At 44.4% G+C, this 21,887-nt stretch carries 17 protein-coding genes; 14 read left to right on the forward strand and 3 right to left on the reverse strand.

Features of this window, described 5'->3' with window-relative positions:
- Positions 1-4: 4 nt before the first annotated feature.
- The 12 genes from rsmH to ftsZ all read left to right on the forward strand — a co-directional run bounded on the left by rsmH (position 5) and on the right by ftsZ (position 15,093).
- Positions 5-916, forward strand: a complete 912-nt coding sequence (rsmH, locus tag BVH04_RS22435) for a 16S rRNA (cytosine(1402)-N(4))-methyltransferase RsmH (protein ID WP_086543701.1) — start codon at positions 5-7, stop codon at positions 914-916.
- Positions 913-1,296, forward strand: coding sequence for an FtsL-like putative cell division protein (locus BVH04_RS22440; RefSeq protein WP_086543702.1), 384 nt, complete (start codon positions 913-915; stop codon positions 1,294-1,296). The genes rsmH and BVH04_RS22440 overlap by 4 nt, the downstream gene beginning before the upstream one ends.
- On the forward strand, positions 1,293-3,401 hold the full coding sequence (locus tag BVH04_RS22445; protein WP_086543703.1) for a penicillin-binding protein: 2,109 nt from the start codon (positions 1,293-1,295) through the stop codon (positions 3,399-3,401). Before BVH04_RS22440 ends, BVH04_RS22445 begins: the two co-directional genes overlap by 4 nt.
- Positions 3,402-4,865: a UDP-N-acetylmuramoyl-L-alanyl-D-glutamate--2,6-diaminopimelate ligase gene (locus tag BVH04_RS22450; RefSeq protein ID WP_086543704.1), complete on the forward strand. Its 1,464-nt coding sequence runs from the start codon at positions 3,402-3,404 to the stop codon at positions 4,863-4,865.
- A gap of 1 nt (position 4,866) precedes the next feature.
- Entirely contained in the window at positions 4,867-6,078 is a 1,212-nt protein-coding gene (mraY, locus tag BVH04_RS22455) for a phospho-N-acetylmuramoyl-pentapeptide-transferase (protein WP_086543705.1), read from the forward strand.
- Positions 6,079-6,187: 109 nt separating this feature from the next.
- Positions 6,188-7,537, forward strand: coding sequence for a UDP-N-acetylmuramoyl-L-alanine--D-glutamate ligase (murD, locus tag BVH04_RS22460; protein WP_086543706.1), 1,350 nt, complete (start codon positions 6,188-6,190; stop codon positions 7,535-7,537).
- The gene (locus BVH04_RS22465) at positions 7,534-8,700 is read left to right on the forward strand and encodes an FtsW/RodA/SpoVE family cell cycle protein (RefSeq protein WP_086543707.1); all 1,167 of its coding nucleotides are present in this window, start codon (positions 7,534-7,536) and stop codon (positions 8,698-8,700) included. The genes murD and BVH04_RS22465 overlap by 4 nt, the downstream gene beginning before the upstream one ends.
- A gap of 29 nt (positions 8,701-8,729) precedes the next feature.
- Positions 8,730-9,812, forward strand: coding sequence for an undecaprenyldiphospho-muramoylpentapeptide beta-N-acetylglucosaminyltransferase (gene murG, locus BVH04_RS22470; protein WP_086543708.1), 1,083 nt, complete (start codon positions 8,730-8,732; stop codon positions 9,810-9,812).
- Positions 9,809-11,221, forward strand: coding sequence for a UDP-N-acetylmuramate--L-alanine ligase (murC, locus tag BVH04_RS22475; RefSeq protein WP_086543709.1), 1,413 nt, complete (start codon positions 9,809-9,811; stop codon positions 11,219-11,221). Before murG ends, murC begins: the two co-directional genes overlap by 4 nt.
- Positions 11,218-11,976 carry a cell division protein FtsQ/DivIB gene (locus tag BVH04_RS22480; RefSeq protein ID WP_086543710.1) on the forward strand — a complete coding sequence of 253 codons (759 nt, stop codon included), beginning with the start codon at positions 11,218-11,220 and terminating at the stop codon, positions 11,974-11,976. The genes murC and BVH04_RS22480 overlap by 4 nt, the downstream gene beginning before the upstream one ends.
- 10 nt (positions 11,977-11,986) lie before the next feature.
- Positions 11,987-13,297 (forward strand): cell division protein FtsA, encoded by a 1,311-nt coding sequence (gene ftsA / locus BVH04_RS22485; protein ID WP_086543711.1) that lies wholly within the window; start codon positions 11,987-11,989, stop codon positions 13,295-13,297.
- A gap of 98 nt (positions 13,298-13,395) precedes the next feature.
- Positions 13,396-15,093, forward strand: coding sequence for a cell division protein FtsZ (ftsZ, locus tag BVH04_RS22490; RefSeq protein WP_240511026.1), 1,698 nt, complete (start codon positions 13,396-13,398; stop codon positions 15,091-15,093).
- A 3-nt stretch (positions 15,094-15,096) separates the two neighbouring features.
- Here ftsZ and BVH04_RS22495 read toward each other — a convergent pair whose 3' ends face one another.
- Complete coding sequence (locus BVH04_RS22495; RefSeq protein ID WP_086543712.1) at positions 15,097-15,621, reverse strand: NADPH-dependent FMN reductase; 525 nt, start codon at positions 15,619-15,621, stop codon at positions 15,097-15,099.
- A 94-nt stretch (positions 15,622-15,715) separates the two neighbouring features.
- Here BVH04_RS22495 and BVH04_RS22500 point away from each other — a divergent pair, with 94 nt between their 5' ends.
- Positions 15,716-16,537, forward strand: a complete 822-nt coding sequence (locus BVH04_RS22500) for a purine-nucleoside phosphorylase (RefSeq protein WP_086543713.1) — start codon at positions 15,716-15,718, stop codon at positions 16,535-16,537.
- Positions 16,538-16,742: 205 nt separating this feature from the next.
- Here BVH04_RS22500 and BVH04_RS22505 read toward each other — a convergent pair whose 3' ends face one another.
- Complete coding sequence (locus BVH04_RS22505) at positions 16,743-18,302, reverse strand: SDR family oxidoreductase (RefSeq protein WP_086543714.1); 1,560 nt, start codon at positions 18,300-18,302, stop codon at positions 16,743-16,745.
- A 387-nt stretch (positions 18,303-18,689) separates the two neighbouring features.
- Between BVH04_RS22505 and BVH04_RS22510 the strand changes: the two genes are divergently transcribed.
- Positions 18,690-21,035, forward strand: coding sequence for a TonB-dependent receptor (locus BVH04_RS22510; protein ID WP_086543715.1), 2,346 nt, complete (start codon positions 18,690-18,692; stop codon positions 21,033-21,035).
- A gap of 116 nt (positions 21,036-21,151) precedes the next feature.
- Here the strand turns inward: BVH04_RS22510 and BVH04_RS22515 are convergent.
- Positions 21,152-21,887 (reverse strand): tetratricopeptide repeat protein (locus BVH04_RS22515; protein ID WP_394335242.1); only part of this gene is annotated, 736 nt, incomplete at its 5' end.

Consider the following 21,887-nt stretch of genomic DNA (forward strand, 5'->3'; position numbering starts at 1 on the left):
TCTCATGACAGAGTCTAATTACCATATCCCAGTGATGCTAGCCAAATGCACTGAAGGCTTGTCTATTGATCCCAATGGGATTTATGTAGACCTGACTTTTGGTGGCGGAGGGCATTCCCGCGAGATTCTGAAGCATTTGGACAAGGGGCATTTGTATGCTTTTGATCAGGATGTGGATGCTGAGGCAAATATTCCTGCCAGTGACAACTTCACTTTCATAGCAGCCAATTTTCGGGATTTGAGAAGATACCTGAGACTACACGGTGTGAAGAAGGTGGATGGCATATTGGCTGATTTGGGTATGTCTTCCCATCAGATCGATGAGCCAAGCCGAGGTTTTTCTACCAGATTCAGCGGTAGCCTGGATATGCGAATGAATCAGTCTGATGAGATTTCTGCCAAAGAAGTATTGAATACCTACGACGAAGGAAGATTACATAAGATTCTCGGGATGTATGGTGAGGTGAAAAATGCGAAGACGTTGGCGCAAGCTATCGTTTCCGAGAGAACCTCTCAACCATTTGAGACTACCGAGGGATTTACCTCCTTTTTGAAAAGATATGCTCCGCGGGGCAAAGACTTTAAATATTACGCTCAGGTCTTCCAGGCTTTGAGGATAGAAGTAAACGATGAAATGGGTGCATTGGAGGAAATGCTGCTTGAGGCAGTAGATGTGCTTAAGCCTGAAGGCCGACTGGTAGTGATGAGCTATCATAGTTTGGAAGATCGTCTGGTGAAGAATCTGATGATCAAAGGCAAATTTCAAGGTGAGGTAGAAAAGGATTTCTACGGAAATCTGATCCGACCTCTAGAGCCTATCAGCAGAGGGGCTGTGGTGGCAGATGCGGCTGAAGTAGCATCCAATCCAAGAGCAAGAAGTGCAAAACTCAGAATAGCGAAGAAGACAGAGGCATGACTAATAACACGTTCAGAAAGAAATTGAAGTCAGGCAACAGGCCAAAAGGCGGTCCTCGCAAATCCATCTTTAGCTGGATGGAAGAAAAGCTGGATATCACTGGGCTTTTGGGTGAAGGCGTGCCTGTCCAATTGGTTCCGCCGGTTGGGTTCGTGGCTTTACTGGCTTTGGTCTATATCTGGAGCAATCACCGCGCGGAGAACATGGTGCGAAAGATAGAAAAAGCCCAGCAAGAAGTAGAAGATCTTCGCGCTGATGTGACTACACTGGAAGCGGAATACATGCTCAGCAGCATGCAGTCAGAAGTAGCGAAGCGAGTAGCCGAGCAAGGAATATTTGAACTCAATCAACCACCGATAAAAATCGAGGTAGAAAAGTGAATTTTAAGCGATCCATATTGCTCCGAGTACGGGTGGTGTTCATCCTGATAGCGCTGTGTTCAGCGCTGATCCCGTATAAAGTCGCCAATCTTCAGATGGCGGACGGAGACGTATGGCGTGAAAAAGCCGAAACGATCAACTTCCAATACAGGGAAGTGCCAGCGACTCGTGGCAATATCTACGCAAGCGATGGAAGTTTGCTGGCTACCAGTTTGCCTTTCTATAGAGTGGCGCTGGATCCGACCATTGCCAAGTCTGAACGATACAAAGCTGGAATTGACTCACTGGCAAAAATGCTGTCTGGATACTATAAGGATAAGTCAGAAGCTTCCTATAAGAGAATGATCAACGATGCCAGGCTTGATAACAAGAGGTATTTGATACTGAACAGAAAGCAGATTGGCTACCAGGGAATGCAGAAAATGTCCAATTGGCCGATTTTCAGAGAGGGAAGATTGGGAGGTGGAGTGATTTTCGAGAAAGTAGAGAAAAGATATAGACCGTTTAATTCCCTTGCCAGCCGAACAGTTGGCTTTTTGAATGAGAATGAATACGGTGCTGGGATAGAGTATAGTTTCAATAATTACCTACAGGGCCAGGATGGCAAGGCACTTTTTCAGCGATTAGCTGGAGGAAGCTGGAAGCCGGTTTTTGATGCGGAAGATGTGAAGCCTGAGAATGGCTATGATGTCACCACTACGCTGGATGTGAATATTCAGGACGTGGCAGAGACTGCCTTAAGACGTCAATTAACTGATCGGGATGCAGATTTCGGTTCTGTGATTGTCATGGAAGTAAAGACTGGTCAGATCAAGGCCATTACCAATTTGCAGCGAAATACCAGCGGTAATGGCTATGGTGAAAACTACAATTACGCGATAGGTGATCAGGGGAATACTGAGCCAGGTTCTACTTTCAAGTTGCTCTCTATGCTTGCGCTTTTGGAAGAAAATAAGATCACGCTTGAAGAAACAGTAGAGACTGGCAACGGTGCTCACAAATTCTATAATCAAGTGATGCGTGATGCCAAGAATGGAGGTTACGGCACACTGACGATACGTGAGGCGTTTGAGAAATCTTCCAATGTCGGCATCTCCAAGCTGGTAGATGAGCATTTTGGTTCCAGCCCTTCTAAGTTCATGGCATATATAGATAAGGTTGGACTGAGAGAACCTTTTGGATTTCAGTTGATCGGAGAGGGTAAGCCATTTTTCAAAACCCCTGGAGAAAAAGACTGGTATGGTACTTCTCTGCCATGGATTTCCATAGGCTATGAAGTAAAGCTAAATCCACTGCATACGCTTGCCTTATATAATGCTGTGGCAAATGGAGGTAAAATGATGAAGCCATATATCGTGAAATCAGTTTCCAGAGGAAATAAGATTGAAAAGCTTTATGAGCCTGAAGTGGTAAGAAAGCAGATCGCGTCCGAGAAAAACATCAAACTTCTTCAGAGTCTTTTAGAAGGAGTAGTAACGCGAGGCACCGCAAGAAATATCTCAAATGCTGATTATCAAATCGCAGGTAAAACCGGTACCGCCCAGAAGTTAGTAAATGGGCAATACACAAGGGTTTATTACACGAGTTTCGCCGGCTACTTCCCTGCTGATCATCCTAAGTATTCTATGGTCGTAGTGATCGATAGCCCAAAAGGATTTGCTGCTTATGGAGGGGATGTTTCTGCTCCGGTTTTCAAGGAAATCGCGGATAAAATCTATGCACTTGACATTGAATTGAATCCTGGCAATCAGCAGGAAATATTGAGAGCAGAAGCAGAAGGCACACAATTGCCTTATGTGAAAGCCGGGAAAGCTGAAGAGCTACAAGGGATATTCCAAGAATTGGGATTGAAAGCATCTGCTGCCAATCCAGAGGAGTGGGTGAAGACAGTAGCTCGTGATGCGAGTGTACAAATGAGCGTCAATGACACGGATCAATCGCTTGTTCCGGATGTGTCAGGACTTCCACTTAGAGATGCACTTTTCATTCTGGAAAATAAAGGAATGAAAGTCAATTACTCGGGAAAGGGTAGAGTGAAAGGGCAGTCTATTTCGCCTGGATCAGCTTTAACCCCAAATGCAACTATAAATCTGGTATTAGGATAAATGAAAGTACTGAAAGACATATTATATAAAGTATCACTTACCTCTACCACCGGAGATATGGAGTTGGGGGTGAAAGATATTGTCTTTGACAGTCGTCATGTGACGGAGGGAAGTGCTTTTGTGGCGATCAAAGGCACTCAGGTAGATGGGCATGAATTCATCGAAAAAGCCATCGGGCTAGGTGCTCAGAGCATCGTATGTGAGCAATTGCCAGTAAAGCTTCTGGATGGAATAACCTACGTGGAAGTAGTGAATTCTGCCCGAGCGCTGGGTATCATGGCCAGTAATTACTTTGACAATCCCTCTGAGAGCATCAAAGTAATAGCGATCACAGGAACGAACGGCAAGACAACCACAGCTACGCTTTTGCATCAGTTATTTATGCGAATGGGCTATAGCACTGGATTACTTTCCACGGTAGAAAATAAGATAAATGAGACTGTAATCCACGCGACTCACACCACACCGGATGCGGTGAGTGTGCAAGCTTTGCTTCGCAGAATGGTGAAGGAAGGCTGCACGCATTGCTTTATAGAAGCGAGTTCACATGCAATTGTGCAGGAGCGAATTGCAGGATTAAAATTGGCTGGGGCAGTTTTTACAAATATTAGTCACGATCATTTGGATTATCATGGCACTTTTGATGCCTACATCAAGGCTAAGAAAAAGTTGTTTGATGAGCTTCCAAAGGATGCTTTTGCGCTGGTAAACGGGGATGATAAACGTGGGTCTGTGATGCTTCAGAATTGCAAAGCTTCTCATCAAACATTTGCCCTTAAATCCCCTGCGGATTTCAAAGCCAAAATTATTTCCAATACTCTCGAAGGACTAGAGCTAGATATTAATAGCAAGCTGATCTGGTTCAGGATGATTGGGGCATTCAACGCCTACAATCTTCTGGCTGTCTTGGGAGTTACAGTTCTTTTGGGTGAGGAGGAAGATGAAGTTCTTCGTGAGCTATCTGGGATTCGTGGAGCCAAAGGTCGCTTCGACAGAATTTCCATCGCTGGCATTACAGCCATAGTGGATTACGCACATACTCCGGATGCGTTGGACAACGTGCTGAAGACTATAAATGGAGCACGTACCGGAGGAGAGCAATTGATCACAGTGGTGGGTTGTGGTGGAAATCGCGATAAAACTAAGCGCCCCATAATGGCGAAAATCGCTGTCCAGGAAAGTGATAAGGCCATACTTACTTCTGACAATCCTCGCTTTGAGGAGCCGGAACAAATACTGAAGGACATGCAAGCTGGCGTAGGCCCGTCAGAAATCAGAAAAACATTAACCATCGTGGATCGCAGAGAAGCCATCAAAACAGCGTGTATGCTTTCCAAAAAAGGAGATATCATCCTGATCGCCGGCAAAGGCCATGAGGATTATCAGGAAGTCAAAGGAGTGAAACATCACTTTGATGATACTGAAGTAGTAACCGAATTTTTACAACAATTGACACAGAGCTGAGATGTTATATCCAATTTTTGATTATTTGGACAAAGTGCTGGATATCCCCGGAACAGGGGTGTTTCGATACATCTCGTTTCGTGCGGGAATGGCAGCGCTTTTTTCATTGGTCATTACCATCTCTTTTGGTCACAAGATTATCGCTTGGATCAGAAATAAGCAGATCGGAGAAACAGTAAGAGATCTTGGTCTGGAAGGACAGGAGGAGAAAAAAGGTACTCCTACCATGGGTGGCCTGATGATCATGGCTGCGATTTTGATCCCGACTTTGCTTTTCGCAGACCTGAATAATATCTACATCATTCTTCTGCTCATCACCACCGTTTGGCTGGGAACGATTGGTTTTATAGATGATTACATCAAGATTTTCAAGAAAAACAAGGAAGGGCTTGCTGGTAGATTCAAGATCATCGGTCAGGTGGGGATTGGTATCATCGTAGGCTCTACGCTTTATTTCAATGAAAGTGTGGTAATCCGTGAATTCCCAAATTCAGTTTCCATCGAAGAAGGCGTAGTAGAAACTTCGGCTTTCAGAGATGTAAAAGTGGCTAAAACCACTATTCCTTTCACCAAAAACAATGAGCTGAATTACGAGACTTTGCTAGGCTTTATGGGCGAGGCGATGACTCCGATTCTTTACATTTTCGTGGTGACTTTCATTATCACGGCGGTTTCTAACGGAGCAAATATCACGGATGGAATTGACGGACTTGCAGCTGGAACCTCAGCCATCATTGGATTGACGATTGCGATTTTCGCATACCTCTCCGGTAATGCCATTTTCTCATCTTACCTCAATATCATGTACATCCCCAACTCAGGTGAGCTGGTGATTTTCGCTTCGGCATTTATTGGCGCATGTGTGGGATTCCTGTGGTACAACGCCTACCCGGCTCAGGTTTTCATGGGTGACACTGGCAGTTTGATGCTGGGTGGAGTGATAGCCGTTTTGGCTTTGGCGCTTCGCAAAGAATTGCTGATACCATTGATGTGCGGAGTCTTTGTGATCGAAAATGTCAGTGTAATGCTCCAAGTGGGCTATTTCAAATACTCCAGAAAAAAATACGGTGAAGGCAGGAGAATATTCTTGATGTCTCCGCTACATCACCATTACCAAAAGAAAAATATTCCTGAAGCCAAGATTGTAACGCGATTCTGGATTGTGGGGATTTTGCTTGCTGTTATCACTTTGGCAACACTAAAACTTAGATAATAGAAATGAAATCGAGCATGAACTATTCGTCAAACACTAGGATGTCCCGATGGCTATCGGGACAACCATGCGAGATTCCATATGACCTTTAAAAAACAAATATAAACAGATGAAAAAAATAGTCATTCTGGGCGCAGGAGAAAGCGGATTGGGAGCAGCAATGCTTGCCAGACAGAAGGGCTATGCCATTTTCGTTTCGGATGGAGGACAGATTTCCCCAGCCAGAAAAGCTGAGATGGAGCGGTTGGGAATTTCTTTTGAAGAAGGGAAACACTCGCAGGAGAAAATCCTTGATGCCGAACTGATCATCAAGAGTCCGGGAATTTCACCTATGACAGAAATAGTAGCTAAGGCTTCGCTGGCAGGTATTCCTATTATCGATGAGTTAGAGTTTGCATTTGGCTACAGCAAAGGGAAAGTGATTGCGATCACCGGAACGAATGGAAAGACCACGACCACACTTCTTACTTATCATCTGATGAAAGAAGCAGGGTTGGATGTGGGGTTGGCAGGAAATGTAGGTAAAAGCTGGGCTGGCCAATTGCTGGAAGAAGATCACAAGTGGTGGGTGATCGAGTGCAGTAGTTTCCAGATTGATGGCTTTGTGGATTTCAAACCGACAATAGCGATCCTTTGTAATATCACTCCGGATCACTTGGACCGATATGAGTACAAAATTGAGCATTACATAGATTCCAAGTTTGGGATCTTCAAGAATATGACTTTAGACGATCAGGCAATTCTTTTTGCAGAAGATGCTTTGACCATAAAAGGTTTGGAGAATAATAATATAAGAGCATCCACACTGTGGGTTTCTGCTTTGGAAGTTCAAAAAGCGGGGGCTTGGACAGATGGGGAGACATTGACCTATGCTATTGCTGGAGAGTCCGTCAGTGTTCCGGTGGATTCACTTTCTATCCAAGGAAAGCACAATCTACTCAATGCGCTTTGTGCAGGATCTGCGGCTTTGATCGCAGGAGTGAGCGATGTGGATTTGATGCTTAGTTTCCAGAATTTCAAAAACGCTCCTCACCGAATGGAGCAGATCAGAGAATTGGATGGAGTGAAGTTCATCAACGACAGCAAAGGAACTAATGTGGAGGCCACTGCATATGCTTTGGCGAGCTACGAGAATCCATTGATCTGGATTGCCGGAGGCGTGGATAAAGGAAATGATTACTCCATTCTTTTACCATCGACAGAAAAAGTGAAATGCCTGATCTGCTTGGGTAAAGACAATGATAAATTGAAAATGGCATTTGCTGGCGCAATAGCTGATATCCGGGAAACTCAGGATATCGCTGAAGCGGTGAATTGGGGACAGGAACTTGCAGAGTCAGGAGATATAGTATTGCTATCACCAGCCTGTGCAAGTTTTGATTTGTTCAGAAATTATGAAGATCGCGGGATGCAATTCCGTGTGGCAGTAGAGAACCTTAAACCGAAAGCCATCGCATGAGTGAGTTTAAAGCATGGATAGACAGGAATTTCAAAGGCGACCCAATTATCTGGGGCATTGTCATTCTATTGTCTCTTTTCAGTATTCTGGTAGTGTATTCTGCTACGGGTTCTTTGGCCTATAAGTATGCCGGTGGCAACACAGAAATCTACCTGATCAGGCACTCCACCTTGATATTTATATCGCTTGTGGTGATGTGGCTAGCACATAAAGTGCCCTACAGAAAGTACGCAGTCTATGCTCGATTGGGAGTGATAATCTCTATCCCACTTTTGCTGGTGACTTACCTGTTTGGCTCCAACATCAATGAGGCCAATCGTTGGATCACTATCCCGGTAATAAACCAAGCATTTCAGCCTTCAGATTTGGCAAAACTAGCCTTGATATCTGCCATAGCTCTGATGCTCGCCAAGAGACAAAAAGATATAAAGAGCTTTAAAAGCACTTTCGTGCCTGTCATTTTCGCCATAGGATTGATTTGTGGCTTGATCGCTTTGGCCAATTTCTCCACCGCGATTTTACTGCTAATAACTTGTCTACTGATCATGTTCATCGGTCGAGTGCCGGTCAAGTATCTCGCATTGGTATTAATGGTTGGAGCATTGGGATTGACAGCTGCCGGATTCATAGGACAAAGAGGAGCTACGCTAGTATCACGTGTAGAGGACTTCATGAACGAAGACGAAATTCCTTTCCAGGCTGAGCAGTCTTACATCGCCATTGCGACGGGTGGAATCAGTGGAAAAGGACCAGGAAACAGTGAACAAAGAAACTCACTTCCGCATCCGTATTCGGATTTTATATACGCCATTATCATCGAGGAATATGGATTGATTGGGGGGTTCTCCGTGCTGTTCCTTTACCTCGCGCTTCTATACAGAGGCATGCGAATCGTGGCAAATTCAAATAAAGCATTTGGAGGATTACTATCTGCAGGACTGAGTTTCGCATTGGTGATACAGGCCTTGGTAAATATGGCTGTGGCAGTTGGCTTGGTGCCGATTACAGGTTTGCCACTTCCGCTATTGAGCATGGGAGGGACATCCTTAGTGTTTACGGGGATTTCTCTGGGAATTATTCTCTCGGTAAGTCGTGGTGATCATCAAGACGAATCGCAGACTAGCCCCGCTTTTGGAAATAAGACAAGACTTAAAACCGCATAATTATTAACTCACAGCGCACATATCGCATTTTGATCAGTGGTGGAGGCACCGGAGGACATATCTATCCGGCTATCGCTATCGCTAATGCCTGGAAGGAAAAGCATCCTTCTAGCGAGATCTTATTTGTGGGTGCTTTGGGCAAAATGGAAATGCAAAAAGTCCCTGAGGCTGGGTACAAAATCATAGGACTTCCAGTCGCTGGTCTGCAGAGAAGCTTATCACTTGAAAACCTCAAATTTCCTTTCAAATTATTGAAAAGCCTGACTCAAGCTTCGCAAATCATCAAGGACTTTGATCCGGATGCAGTGGTAGGAGTAGGTGGCTATGCAAGCGGGCCAGTTCTATATGCTGCGCAAAGAAAAGGTATTCCTACGCTGGTACAGGAGCAAAACTCCTACGCTGGCTTGACTAATAAGATTCTGGCTAAAAGAGCCAAAAAGATCTGTGTCGCTTATCCTGAGATGGATCGATTTTTCCCAGCTGACAGAATTGCATACACAGGCAACCCTGTCCGCAAGGATATCCTTGATTTATCGGGAAAAAGAGAAAAGGCATTGGCGCATTTCGGACTTGATCCAGCTAAGAAAACTCTCTTGGTTTTGGGAGGCTCACTTGGAGCTAGAACGCTCAATCAAGCAGTGCTGAAGGATATGCGAAAACTGGATGAAGAAGGTTATCAGGTGCTTTGGCAATGTGGCAAGTTTTATTTCCAAGAAATGAAATCCAAGCTGGCCGATTCAGGCCTCACAACAATTCATCTGCATGAATTTATCCGCGAAATGGATTTGGCCTATGCAGCGGCGAATGTGATCGTGTCAAGAGCCGGAGCATTATCAGTTTCAGAACTTTCGCTGGTAGGCAAGCCCGTGATTTTCATCCCTTCTCCAAATGTGGCAGAAGATCATCAGACCAAAAATGCGATGGCTTATGTAATCCATGAGGCAGCTTTGCTTTTGAGGGACTCAGAAGCAGTAGGCGCTTTGGAACAAAAAGTAAATGAGCTAATCAAGGACAGCAGGCTGTCTGAAGTATTGGGGAAAAATATAAAGAATCTGGCTAAGCCATATGCGGCAAACGCCATAGTGGAAGAAATAGAACAATTGATTGCATGAATTTCGAAGGAATAAATAGCGTCCATTTGATCGGAATCGGTGGCATAGGCATGAGTGCCTTGGCCCGATGGTTCCGTCATGAAGGATATGCTGTGTCCGGCTATGACCGTACGCCTTCGCCGCTCACGGATGAGTTGGTCGCTGAAGGAATGCAGATTTCCTTCGAAGATAAATTGGAGACTATTCCGAATGTCATCACCGACAGTCCTGAGAAAGCAATGATCATCTGGACTCCGGCTATGCCGAAAGAAAGCGCTCAGCTGAATTTCTTCAGGGATAATGGCTTCCAGCTCAAGAAGAGATCTGAAGTTCTGGGGATGGTGACTAGTTCCTATTACACTATTGCTGTAGCAGGTACACATGGCAAGACGACCACTTCTTCCATGATCGCTCATATGCTGAAATCTGCAGGGAAACCTGTAGTGGCATTCCTTGGAGGAATCACTCAGAACTATCAGAGCAATCTCATTATTGGAGGTAAAAAGTCTAAAGAGCCATCACTGGTAGTGGTAGAAGCGGATGAGTTTGACCGCTCGTTCCTCAGACTTCATCCCAATGAAATTGTACTCACAAGTGCCGATCCGGATCATTTGGATATCTATGGAGACGAACAGCACATTTTGGATGGATTCCTTGAGTTTGTCAATCTGGTAGATAAAAAGGGAAGATTATACATACAGCAGCATGCTGCGCAAAGACTGGGAGAAGGTAAGCTTCCGAAAGTAGCTACCCGAGAATATGGGTTGAGGTCAACTGGTATTGGTGCTGAGAATATTCAGGCTAGATCAGGATCATTTGTGTTTGACTATTTGGATGGAAAGCAGGAGATCAAAGGTTTGGAGTTATTTATTCCAGGCTTTCATAACGTAGAAAATGCCTTGGCAGCAATAGCTATAGCCTTGGATCACCAGATTTCAGAAGAACAGATTAGAAAAGGAATCAGCTCTTTCAAAGGAGTAAAGAGAAGATTTGAAATTCATGTGAATGAAGGAAATCAGGTCTTCATCGATGACTATGCGCATCATCCAGAGGAGATCAGAGCTTGCCTAAGTTCGGTTCGTGCGATGTTCCCTACCAAAAAGTTGACTGTGATATTCCAGCCGCATTTGTTCACACGTACGAGAGATTTTGCCGCAGGCTTCTCGGAAAGTCTATCGCTGGCAGACTCAGTGATTTTGTTGGATATCTATCCTGCGAGGGAGCTTCCTATCGAGGGAGTTAATGCTGCGATGCTGCTCGATGGGATCAATACAGGTCACAAGGAATTGGTGGCAAAAGAGGATTTGATTAGTCATTTGGATCGGACTTCTCCGGAGGTTTTGGTGACGCTGGGTGCTGGAGATATAGATCGATTGGTGCCAGAGATTGCTTCCTGGATGAAAGAACGACTTAACCGATATGTACCATGACAAAGGCAAACGTAATGAAAATGCTCGCTTTTGTAGTGCTCAGTCTTGTGCTGGGTGGCTTTATTGGTTTTGTGGAAAAGCAGACACTTTATAAAACTTTTCAAGGCAGTGAAATAGATATTGAAGGGGTGAGTGGAGTGTATTTCGTGGAGGATGCGGAAATCACAAAAATCCTCAGCGAGGCATTTCCAGATTTGAAAGCAGGATTGATGCTAAAAGAAGTACCGATGAAAGAAATCGAAACTAGACTGCTTGGTCATCCTTTTATCAAATCTGTGGAAGCAATGCTTGGCCAGAAAGGCATTTTGAATTTGAAAATCAGCCAGCATCAGCCGATTGCAAGGATTGCCCAGCCTTGGGGAGCTGATGGGTATATCACTACCGAGGGTAAAGTTATTCCTACTTCCACTTCATACACCAGCCGTGTGTTGATTTTGGAAGGTGACTATGCAGAAAAGTTAATGGACCAAGGTGATATCACAGCTGACATGCCTGAGTTATTGGACTTGATCGAGTTCATTACAGAAGATGAATTTTGGAATGCGCAGATCACCGAGTTGGAAGTCAATTCCAAGGATGACATTCGTCTTTTTCAGCAAGTGGGAAGACAAATCATCGAGTTAGGGGATGCACATGATATAGCAAATAAGTTTGACCGAATAGCGGTCTTTTATAAGGAGATATTGCCCCGCAAGGGTTGGAATGCTTACGATCGGGTAAGTGTAAAGTTTAAGGATCAAATCGTCTGTGAATAATAGCTTGGATATGGAAAATAAAGAATTGATAGTAGGACTGGATATTGGGACAACCAAAATCTGTGTCATCGTGGGGCGCAAAAATGAGTATGGCAAACTCGAGGTGCTGGGCATGGGCAAAGCAGTTTCGGACGGAGTGGATCGTGGCATGGTTACCAATATCGACAAGACCGTTCATGCTATAGAAAAGGCTGTGGAAGAAGCGTCAGAAATGGCGAATGTGGACATCGTGGATGTCATAGTAGGGATCGCAGGGCAGCATATCCAAAGCAAAATTCAGAGTGGCAGTATTATGCGTCAGCCGTCGGATGATGAGATCACGATAGAAGACGTAAGGAGACTTTCCAGCGAAATGGAAAACATTCTTATTCCTCCGGGAAATACTATTATTCACGTAATGCCACAGGATTACACCGTGGATTACGAAGGTGGCATCAAAGATCCTGTCGGGATGTCTGGTACACGTCTGGAAGCAGATTTCCATATCATCACAGCTCAGACTACCGCCATCAATAATATCAACAGATGTGTTCGCCGTGCAGAATTAGTTTCCAAGCAGTTAATTCTTGAGCCACTAGCAAGTTCACTTTCTGTATTGAGTGACGATGAGAAAGAAGCAGGTGTTTGCCTGATAGACATAGGTGGCGGAACTACAGACATTGCCATTTTCTACGAGAATATTATCCGTCACACCGCAGTGATTCCCTTGGGTGGAAACATCATTACCAAGGATATTAAAGAAGGCTGCATGGTAATGCAAAATCAGGCGGAGCTGCTGAAAACAAAATTTGGCAAAGCCATCACAGAAGAAGCAAATCCAAACGAGATCGTGTCCATTCCAGGCCTGAGAAATAGAGCACCAAAGGAAATCTCGATTCGAAACTTGGCTTCCATTATTCAGGCAAGAATGGAAGAGATCATTGAGATCGTGCAGAATGAGATCATGCAAAGTGGGCATTATAAAAAACTGGCAGGCGGAATAGTCCTCACAGGTGGTGGTGCTCAGCTGCAATTCGTCAGTCAGTTATTTGAATACATGACTGGACTGGACACCAGAATCGGCTATCCAAATGAGCATTTGGGCAAGTCGGTGGTAGAGGAAGTGAAAAGCCCAATGTATGCTACTTCGGTAGGTTTGGTACTTGCGGGCTTTAAAGCGCTTGACGACAGAGATCAAGGATATACTAATCGCACTGCCAACGGCAAACCGGTGAAAAAAGCGAAGAGTATGGACATCAATCCAAAAGATATATTCGGCAAAATCGCCGGAAGACTGAAAGGAATTCTCAGCGATGACATCGGAGACGATACTACCTACTAGGGCTTATGATTGGGTGAGGTTGCTGGCTTTGCTGCTAATTTCCCAATTTAAAAACCCACTAAAAACAACCATTGAAAATTTCACCAAAAACAATAAATATGTCAGATAACATGAAAGATTATAGATTTGATTTACACAAAAACCCGAAGTCGATTATAAAAGTAATCGGCGTAGGTGGAGGCGGTTCTAATGCCGTAAACCACATGTTTGGTCTAGGGATTAAGGACGTAGAGTTTGTGGTAGTCAATACCGATGCTCAAGCACTTAAGTCTAGCCCAGTTCCACTCAGATTGCAACTTGGCGCTAATTTGACCGAAGGTCTAGGCGCTGGCGCAAATCCTGAGCAGGGAAGAAATGCAGCGATAGAATCAGAGGATGAGATCCGTGAGCTATTGGCTGATAACACCAAAATGGTATTTATTACAGCTGGAATGGGTGGAGGGACCGGTACAGGTGCAGCTCCTGTGGTAGCTAGAATCGCGAAAGAACTTAATATCCTTACTGTGGGTATTGTGACCGCTCCATTCATGTTCGAAGGAAAGAAGAAAATGAATGTAGCCCAGGCAGGTATTGAAGCTCTTCGTGAGAACTGTGATACGGTACTGGTTATTTTGAATGACAAATTGAGAGAGATCTATGGTAATCTTGCCATCAGAACTGCTTTCAGCAAAGCAGATGATATTCTATCTACTGCTGCAAGATCTATCGCGGAGATCATCACTGTGCATCAGGATGTCAACGTGGATTTTGAAGATGTGAAAACTGTAATGAAAGACGCTGGTGCTGCCGTGATGGGTTCTTCCACTGAGGAAGGCGAAGGACGTGCGATCCGTGCTGCCGGTGCTGCGATCTCTTCTCCATTGCTAAACAATGTGGATATCAAAGGAGCTGAGAAGATACTTCTTTCCATCATGTCTGGCGAAGACGAGGAATTGTCTATGGACGAACTCAGCGAAATCACTGAGTACATCCAGGAGAAAGCGGGTGATAATGCTGAGGTTATTTTCGGTCAGGGTATTGATCCGGAATTGGGCAAAGCTATCCGTGTCACTGTGATTGCCACAGGTTTTGAAATGGACAGATTACAAGGTGCTAGCAAGAAGGTGGAAGCAGCAAAGGCAGTCGCAATTTCAGCACCTACTCCAGTGGCAAGCACTCCGGTAGAAGAAGTAGAAGAAGAAAAAACAGTGATCAATTTGGACTCTGGCAAATCTGAGAAGGTAAAAGAGGAGCCAGTTGCCAACGGATCTACTTTTGTATTCTCTATGCCAAAAACTCCTGCGCCAATACCAGCTTCTGCTCCGGAGGTGAAGCCTATGGCTGAAACTCCTAAGAGAGAAGAGCCTATGGAAGCTCCTAAGCCAGCTGTAAAGAAAGAAAGTCTATTCTCTTTCATGAAGCCTAAGGAAGAAGTGAAAGCTGAAGCGCCTAAGCCTGCCCAGGAGAAAATCGTACATGATCTTTTCGAAGAAGAGGAGGAAAAGAAAAGTGTAAATGAGCCTAAGAAAGAAGAAGAGCCAACTACGCCGGCTTTTGCAAATGATTACTATGAGCAAATGAAGCAGAAGGCAATTCAGAGAGCTCATGAGCGTTTCGAAAAGCTAAAAGGTAACCGTGCTTTCAATCCGACTCCAGAAGAATTGAAGGAGAAAATGGAAGTGCCAGCTTATCAGCGTAAAAACGTAGTATTGAACGAACCTCAGCACAGCTCAGAGCAAAGCATCAGTAAGTACAACCTGAGTGATGACAATGAGATTCTAGGAAATAATAGATTTCTGCATGATAATGTGGACTAAGTCCTAAAATTCAAGCAGCATGTCTGCCTGGGTTTGCAGCAAGTCCAAGTACAACCTGTTGGTGAGCAGGTTATCTGACATATTTTGCTCTATTTTAGCAAGCTTCGGCTTGAGAGCAAGGACATGCATACCCAGATAATGGAAGATGTCGGTAAGGTGGCTCATTGCGATGCCACCCCCGCCTATTCCAGATGAAATACCCACCAAAGCACATTTTTTATTTCTAAAAGTATTAGGATAGGTCATTCCGTCGATGAAGGTTTTTAGTATTCCAGGGAAAGAACCGTTGTACTCAGGTACGATGAAAACAAACTTTTTCCCGCCTACCAATTGATCGTGGAACTCATTGTACAACTCATGCTTCCCGTTGTTTTCATAGAGCGCATTATCAATGAAATCACTGGGTAAATGCTCCAATTCGATAATATCGGATTGTTCTCCTTTCTCAGTTAGAATATTTTGATAAAGCTCAGCTATGGTTTTTGAAACAGAATTCTTGCGGTTTGTTCCTACGATTATCTTGATCATTTTTTGTTTTTTCTGAAAGGAATACACTCTTGCACGGCTATTTGTTCGAGAATGGTAGGTAATTTATATCTTTAGGGCAGGCAAATTACTCCTTATGAACTACTTAAATCAAATATCAGAAGCAGCTTCTTTTATTCGCTCGCAATATACTAGTGAAGTATCAATCGCTATCATACTCGGAACAGGACTTGGACATTTGGGTGATCAGATCACCGTTGAAAAGGAAATTGACTTCGCTGATATTCCTCATTTCCCTCTTTCTACTGTAGAAAGCCATTCAGGCAAATTGGTTTTCGGGGAGCTTTCTGGAAAAAAAGTAATGGCTATGAAAGGACGTTTTCATTACTACGAAGGCTATTCCATGCAGGAAGTTACTTTTCCAGTGCGAGTTATGAAAAAGCTTGGAGTGAAAACGCTGCTAGTTTCCAATGCATGCGGTGGCTTGAATCCAGATCAGGAAGTGGGGGATGTGATGTTGATTCGTGATCAGATCGATTTGTTTCCCGAGAGCCCACTTCGTGGAAAGCATTACGAGGAATTTGGCCCAAGATTTCCTGATATGAGCGATGCCTATTCAGCGGATCTGCTTGCCATTGCGTTGGGTTTTGCCAAAGCAAATAATTTCAGAGTTCATACCGGAGTCTATGCAGGAGTGCAAGGTCCAAACCTGGAGACTCCTGCTGAATACAAATATATCAGAAGTATAGGTGCTGATGCTGTAGGGATGAGTACAGTGCCTGAGGTGATTGTGGCTAGACAAATGGGAATCGAAGTTTTTGGGGTTTCTGCAATTACGGACTTGGGTGTAGAAGGTAAAATTCTGCCAGTTACCATAGCCTTTGTACTTGCTGCTGCCGCCAAAGCCGAGCCTGTGATGGCTGAAATTATTAAGGAAGTTGTTAGGCAGATAGATTAAACATCGATACGTGAGATTAGAGATTGCTTCGTCGTAGTTCCTATTTCTCGAAATGACGAACGTCGCGCTCACCGTGAAAATCTCTGTGTCCACCGTGGTTAATGTTCTTTCAAAGTAAACTGCGCCTTTGCGCCGTGGCGAGAGATATAAATCCGCCACTCAATATAGCCGCGCCGTTGCGCCGCCGCGAGACCCCATTAGTACTTTACCAGCTAGTCGGCATATAATCCTTCAGAAACTTCCCGTTCCAATGCTTACCTGTATTGATCCCCTCAAATAGCGGATCCATCACACGAGCAGCTCCATCGACGATATCCAATGGGGGTTGGAAGTCATGCAGATCTTGCTTTCTCTTCGCCAGTTCCGCGGGATCCTCATCTGTCACCCAGCCCGTATCCACGGCATTGGTGTAAATCCCGAATTTCGGTAACTCTGCCGCAGAAGTAAGTGTCATCATATTCAGTGCGGCCTTGGCCATATTGGTATGGGGATGGCGGGCTTCCTTGTGGAACTGATGAAATTTTCCTTCCATCGCAGATACATTGATGATGTGTTTTTTGCCCGTATTGTCTTTCTTCATGATATTCACGAGGCGATTGCAAAGGACGAAAGGTGCCACAGAATTTACCAGCTGTACTTCCAGCATTTCGTTGGTGTGGATTTCTCCAAGCTTTAGTCGCCAGCTATTCGTCTTTCTCAGATCCACCTGCTGAAGGTCAGCGTCAAGTTTGCCAATCGGGAAAATCTCCTCGGAGCTCAAGGAATCATCAATGCTATAGGGAATTTGCGTAAGCTGGGCGGAGGAAGTGAGTCCGATTCCCAGTTGTTTTCCATGCCATGAAACAGGCAGGTTTTTGCTTTCGCCTTCGGCAAATTCCTGACTGAGAATGCGAATCTCTTGCAGACAAGCATGGTGATCAGAAAGTAATTTTTGCGAAGCGGAAGACAGATCAGTCCAAGCCAAGGCCTCATTTTCCATCAAATGCTGATAGAAGCCAGATGGTCGGCGAACTGTCTGCGCGGCATTATTGATCAGCACATCCAAGCGATCGTATTGCTGTTCGATGTAATTGCAAAAAATCTCCACACTTGGGATATGCCTCAAATCCAAGCCATGGATGTGAAGTCTGTTGCCCCATTCGCTGAAATCAGGTTCTTTGGCGAATCGCAAAGCAGAATCCACCGGGAATCTAGTCGTGGCAATCACCGAAGCTCCAGCTCGAAGCATCATCAGCGTGATATGGTAGCCGATTTTCAGCCTGGAACCAGTCACCAAAGCCACTTGGCCTACCAGATTTGTCGTTTGAAAACGCTTGGCATAATTGAAATCTCCACAACTCGGACACATGGTATCGTAGAAATGATGCAGCCTGTCAAAGGAAACTTTGCAGACATAACATTCCCGAGGCGATTCGAGTTGGATGGCTTCATCAGTTTCTTTGCCAGTCAATGCCAGCATACTAGGAGCGATGAAAACCGATGCTTCACGCGCAGAGCGAATACCGGTGGTCTTTCGGGCAGTTTTGTCTTTGTCAGCAATTTTCTTTCGATGGATTTTTTTGGCTCCCTTTTTTCGCTCGGCAAGTTCCTCCTTACTTGGTCGGGAAAATTGCCCCGCAGCCATCAGGAGCGCAGTCCTACTTTCCTTTGGGATGTCAAAAATTTGGTCTGTATCAGCGTTCAAGCCCTCCAGCACAGCAATGCACTCCGCGATTTGTTCCTGTGTGATTTTCACTTGAGTAACAGATTTTATTTCCTTTTCCATGGTAGTATACTTACAAGGGCGCAAAAGTAAAGATTTAAAAAATGGAAAAGGGCGTAGGGCAGCAAGATGCATAGGCTAGTATAATTGAGGATTTCGCGCTTTCAGCGCTTAGTCATCGTCGTTTTTCAATACCTAGGGCTTCGCTTCGCTACACCCTAGGCTAAGTTATGGCGCACTTTCAGTGCCTATTTTATCCTTATGACTTTCAAAAAATCGCCCGACTGCGACGAGTGGGAGATATAAACGCGCTTTGCGGCCGTGCTTCGGCGTTAAAGCGCTGAGCCGTTGCGGAGTGGCGAGAGGTATAAATCCACAGCAAGAAACTTTAAACCCCACTAAGGGTAAATGCCCTTTCGCATGTCATAGATCCAAACTAAACCAATTATTATGAATTCGTTTACAAAGGTTCTTTGGGTAATATTTTTCATGGCAATCAGTTCCCTGCAAGCGCAACAACTCACACAGACTATTCGTGGCACGGTGATCGACCAAATCACCAAGGCTCCCATGCCTGGCGCAACGGTGGTTATTTTGGGTTCGGATCCAGTAATAGGCACGACCACTGCTATTGATGGAGATTTCAAACTCGCTGATTTGCCTCTGGGTAGCTACTCGCTCAAGGTAAGTTTTATCGGCTTTAAGGAAATTATCTTTCCAAATGTCCAACTCAATTCTGGTAAGGAAGTCGTCCTGACTATTCCTTTGGAAGAAGACATTACTCAAATCGACGAATTCGTCGTCACAGCCACGGATAAAGACAGAACGATCAATGACATGATTCAGGTCAGTGGACGAACTTTCTCTGTGGAGGAAGCAAGGAAGTTTGCCGCTGCAGTAAATGATCCTGGCCGAATGGCGGCTTCTTTCTCAGGTGTCACCAGTACAGATGATGGTAATAATAATATCTCCATTCGTGGAAATAGTCCGAATGGTTTGCTTTGGCGAATGGAGGGAATCGATATCCCAAATCCAAATCATTTTGTGAACCCAGGTACTTCGGGTGGCGGTGTGTCTATCTTAAGTTCTCAGTTGCTGGCAAATTCGGATTTCCTGACGGGAGCTTTTCCTGCGGAATATGGCAATGCGCTTTCGGGAGTTTTTGATTTGAGCCTGCGAAAAGGGAATACTGAAAATCAGGAATTTACGCTTCAGGCAGGATTTCTAGGTTTGGATCTGGCAGCAGAAGGGCCTATTGCCAAGAACTACAAGGGTTCATATCTCATCAATTACCGCTATTCCACCCTTTCCATGCTTTCGAAAATCGGTCTTCCACTGGGTGATTTTGTGACCAATTTTCAGGATTTGTCCTTTAATATCTATTTGCCAACTGGACCGAAAAGCACCATTACCCTATTTGGATTTGGTGGAGTGAGTGATCAGGAAGGTGATGCATTGACGGATTCGTTGGTATGGGAATCTGAAGGTGATCGCTATGGAAGTACCTTTTTCTCTAATACTGGAGCTGTGGGTATAAAGCATTCTTACATCTTGAACGAAGCGAATTTCCTCCAAACTGCCGTGCTGGCTTCAGGAAATTCCTTGGGTACCACAGAATCAAGATTGAATGACGATTTGCAGTTTCAGGATCGCTATTATGAAAATTACAGCAATTCGAAAATCACACTTAGCTCTGTCCTGAACACCAAGTTTTCTGCAAAAGCGAGTTTGAGATCTGGGTTTTATGTGAATCAACTTTATTACAATCTTCGCGAAGACGACTTCTATGAAGAGACACAAGGCCTGCAAACCAATATTAATTCTAAGGGCAATACGCAGAGTATTCAGGCTTTTTCCCAACTGAATTACCGTGCCAGTGAACGCCTGACTTTTAATGTCGGCTTGCATTACCTTCAACTTTTGCTGAACAATTCGAGCTCCATTGAGCCAAGACTAAGCGCTTCTTATGCGCTGGATGAAAAGCAACGTGTAAGTTTTGGCTACGGATTGCATTCTCAGGTGCAACCGCTGGGTACCTACTTTGCTGAGCAAGATGTAAACGGGCACATCACTTTTCCAAATGAGGATCTTGGTCTGAGCAAATCGCATCATTTTGTGTTGGGATATGATCGATCGCTGACGCCTTACCTGCGTATGAAAGTGGAGACCTATTACCAGCATTTATTCAATATTCCGATCAAAAGCGGTGAGGATGAGACATATTCAATCATCAATCAGCAATGGACTTTTGCCACCGATCCACTTGTGAATGAGGGTTACGGCAAAAACTACGGAGTGGAGCTGACGCTGGAGCAGTTTACACACAATGACCTGTACTTCCTGCTTTCCACCTCTCTCTATAATTCCAAGTATAAAACCAATGAGGAGGTCTGGAGAAATACTGCCTACAATGGCAATTTCAATGTGACGCTGACTGCTGGCAAGGAATTTAAACTCAAAAAAGAGCGGTTGCTAGGGCTGAATATTCGCGCGATTTACTCAGGTGGACTTCGCACTACGCCGATCAATCTGGAAGAATCCATAGAAAAAGGCCAAGGAATATACGATGAAACCCTAGCCTATACAGATCAGAATCCTGCTTATTTCCGAACAGACCTTCGCTTCAGTCTTAAGAAAAACAAGCCCAAATCCACTCGCACGTGGGCGCTGGATATCCAAAACGCCACCAACCGCCAAAATATCTATGGCAGCTACTTCGAACCTATGAGCAGGGAAATCAAAACCTCCTATCAAACCTCGATTATTCCAATTTTAAGTTATCGGGTGGAGTTTTAATAAAAAAACCGAAGTTTGAGAAAACTTCGGTTTTTTTATTCTAAAAAGGTTAAAGCGCTGCGCCTCCCGTACAGCTGTCTGGAGCGTCGCTGGGAGAGATAAAAATCCTATTTAGGTTATTTCCCCTTCTCAGCCAGCATTGCTTGTCCTTTGATCAAATTCTTTTTGAAGAGCTCAAAATCGCGGTGTCTAGGTTCGGCACCCAGTTCCACAGCTTTTTTGAAAAGGGGAACAGCTTCTTCTACCCTTCCCAGAGCCATCAATCCTTCACCCATGGAGTCATAGACATTGGCAGAATTTGGATGATTTTCAAGATTGTTTTTGAAAAGTGATAAGGCTTGCTTGTACTTATCGTAGCGCATCAGGCTATATCCTAACATATTAAAATCTTCCTCGGTTAATAATGAAGCAGGAATATACGTGCGTAGGTCTGTGATGAATATGTCAAATTCATCGGGGCTAAGGGTATGTGCGGCCTTCACGATTTTCTTATTTGGATCAGAATAAAGCACTTGGCGGACAGATTGTGCTATTTGCGTTGGCTCCTGCATGAGTAGGAAATTCATCGATCCAGCTGATAACAGCACCGAGTATTCAGGGTGAATTTGAGCGTACTTATCAAAGAAGTCTACTTTACTTTTAATTAATAATCTGTAAAATTCTCGGGAATCCATCGAGAGTAGATTCATCATTGGAAACGCATTAAATCTTCTGCCTAAGATTACCATCGAGCTAACTTCAGGTACGGCTTGGGAAGACCAGATTAGCTGATCTCTAGTAAGCATCTCTAAAAACATTTCTGAATCCTGCTTATTTCCTGCTGACTTGCTTGCCATCCTTAGGTTTTGATAA

The sequence above is a fragment of the Algoriphagus antarcticus genome (genome assembly GCF_002150685.1).
GTDB lineage: Bacteria > Bacteroidota > Bacteroidia > Cytophagales > Cyclobacteriaceae > Algoriphagus > Algoriphagus antarcticus.

Bases quoted from the DNA above. Each gene is read 5' to 3' on its own strand.
- rsmH (WP_086543701.1), top strand. From the start codon at position 5: ATGACAGAGTCTAATTACCATATCCCAGTGATGCTAGCCAAATGCACT.
- BVH04_RS22440 (WP_086543702.1), top strand. From the start codon at position 913: ATGACTAATAACACGTTCAGAAAGAAATTGAAGTCAGGCAACAGGCCA.
- BVH04_RS22450 (WP_086543704.1), top strand. From the start codon at position 3,402: ATGAAAGTACTGAAAGACATATTATATAAAGTATCACTTACCTCTACC.
- mraY (WP_086543705.1), top strand. From the start codon at position 4,867: ATGTTATATCCAATTTTTGATTATTTGGACAAAGTGCTGGATATCCCC.
- murD (WP_086543706.1), top strand. From the start codon at position 6,188: ATGAAAAAAATAGTCATTCTGGGCGCAGGAGAAAGCGGATTGGGAGCA.
- BVH04_RS22465 (WP_086543707.1), top strand. From the start codon at position 7,534: ATGAGTGAGTTTAAAGCATGGATAGACAGGAATTTCAAAGGCGACCCA.
- murC (WP_086543709.1), top strand. From the start codon at position 9,809: ATGAATTTCGAAGGAATAAATAGCGTCCATTTGATCGGAATCGGTGGC.
- BVH04_RS22480 (WP_086543710.1), top strand. From the start codon at position 11,218: ATGACAAAGGCAAACGTAATGAAAATGCTCGCTTTTGTAGTGCTCAGT.
- ftsA (WP_086543711.1), top strand. From the start codon at position 11,987: ATGGAAAATAAAGAATTGATAGTAGGACTGGATATTGGGACAACCAAA.
- ftsZ (WP_240511026.1), top strand. From the start codon at position 13,396: ATGTCAGATAACATGAAAGATTATAGATTTGATTTACACAAAAACCCG.
- BVH04_RS22495 (WP_086543712.1), bottom strand. From the start codon at position 15,621: ATGATCAAGATAATCGTAGGAACAAACCGCAAGAATTCTGTTTCAAAA.
- BVH04_RS22500 (WP_086543713.1), top strand. From the start codon at position 15,716: ATGAACTACTTAAATCAAATATCAGAAGCAGCTTCTTTTATTCGCTCG.
- BVH04_RS22505 (WP_086543714.1), bottom strand. From the start codon at position 18,302: ATGGAAAAGGAAATAAAATCTGTTACTCAAGTGAAAATCACACAGGAA.
- BVH04_RS22510 (WP_086543715.1), top strand. From the start codon at position 18,690: ATGAATTCGTTTACAAAGGTTCTTTGGGTAATATTTTTCATGGCAATC.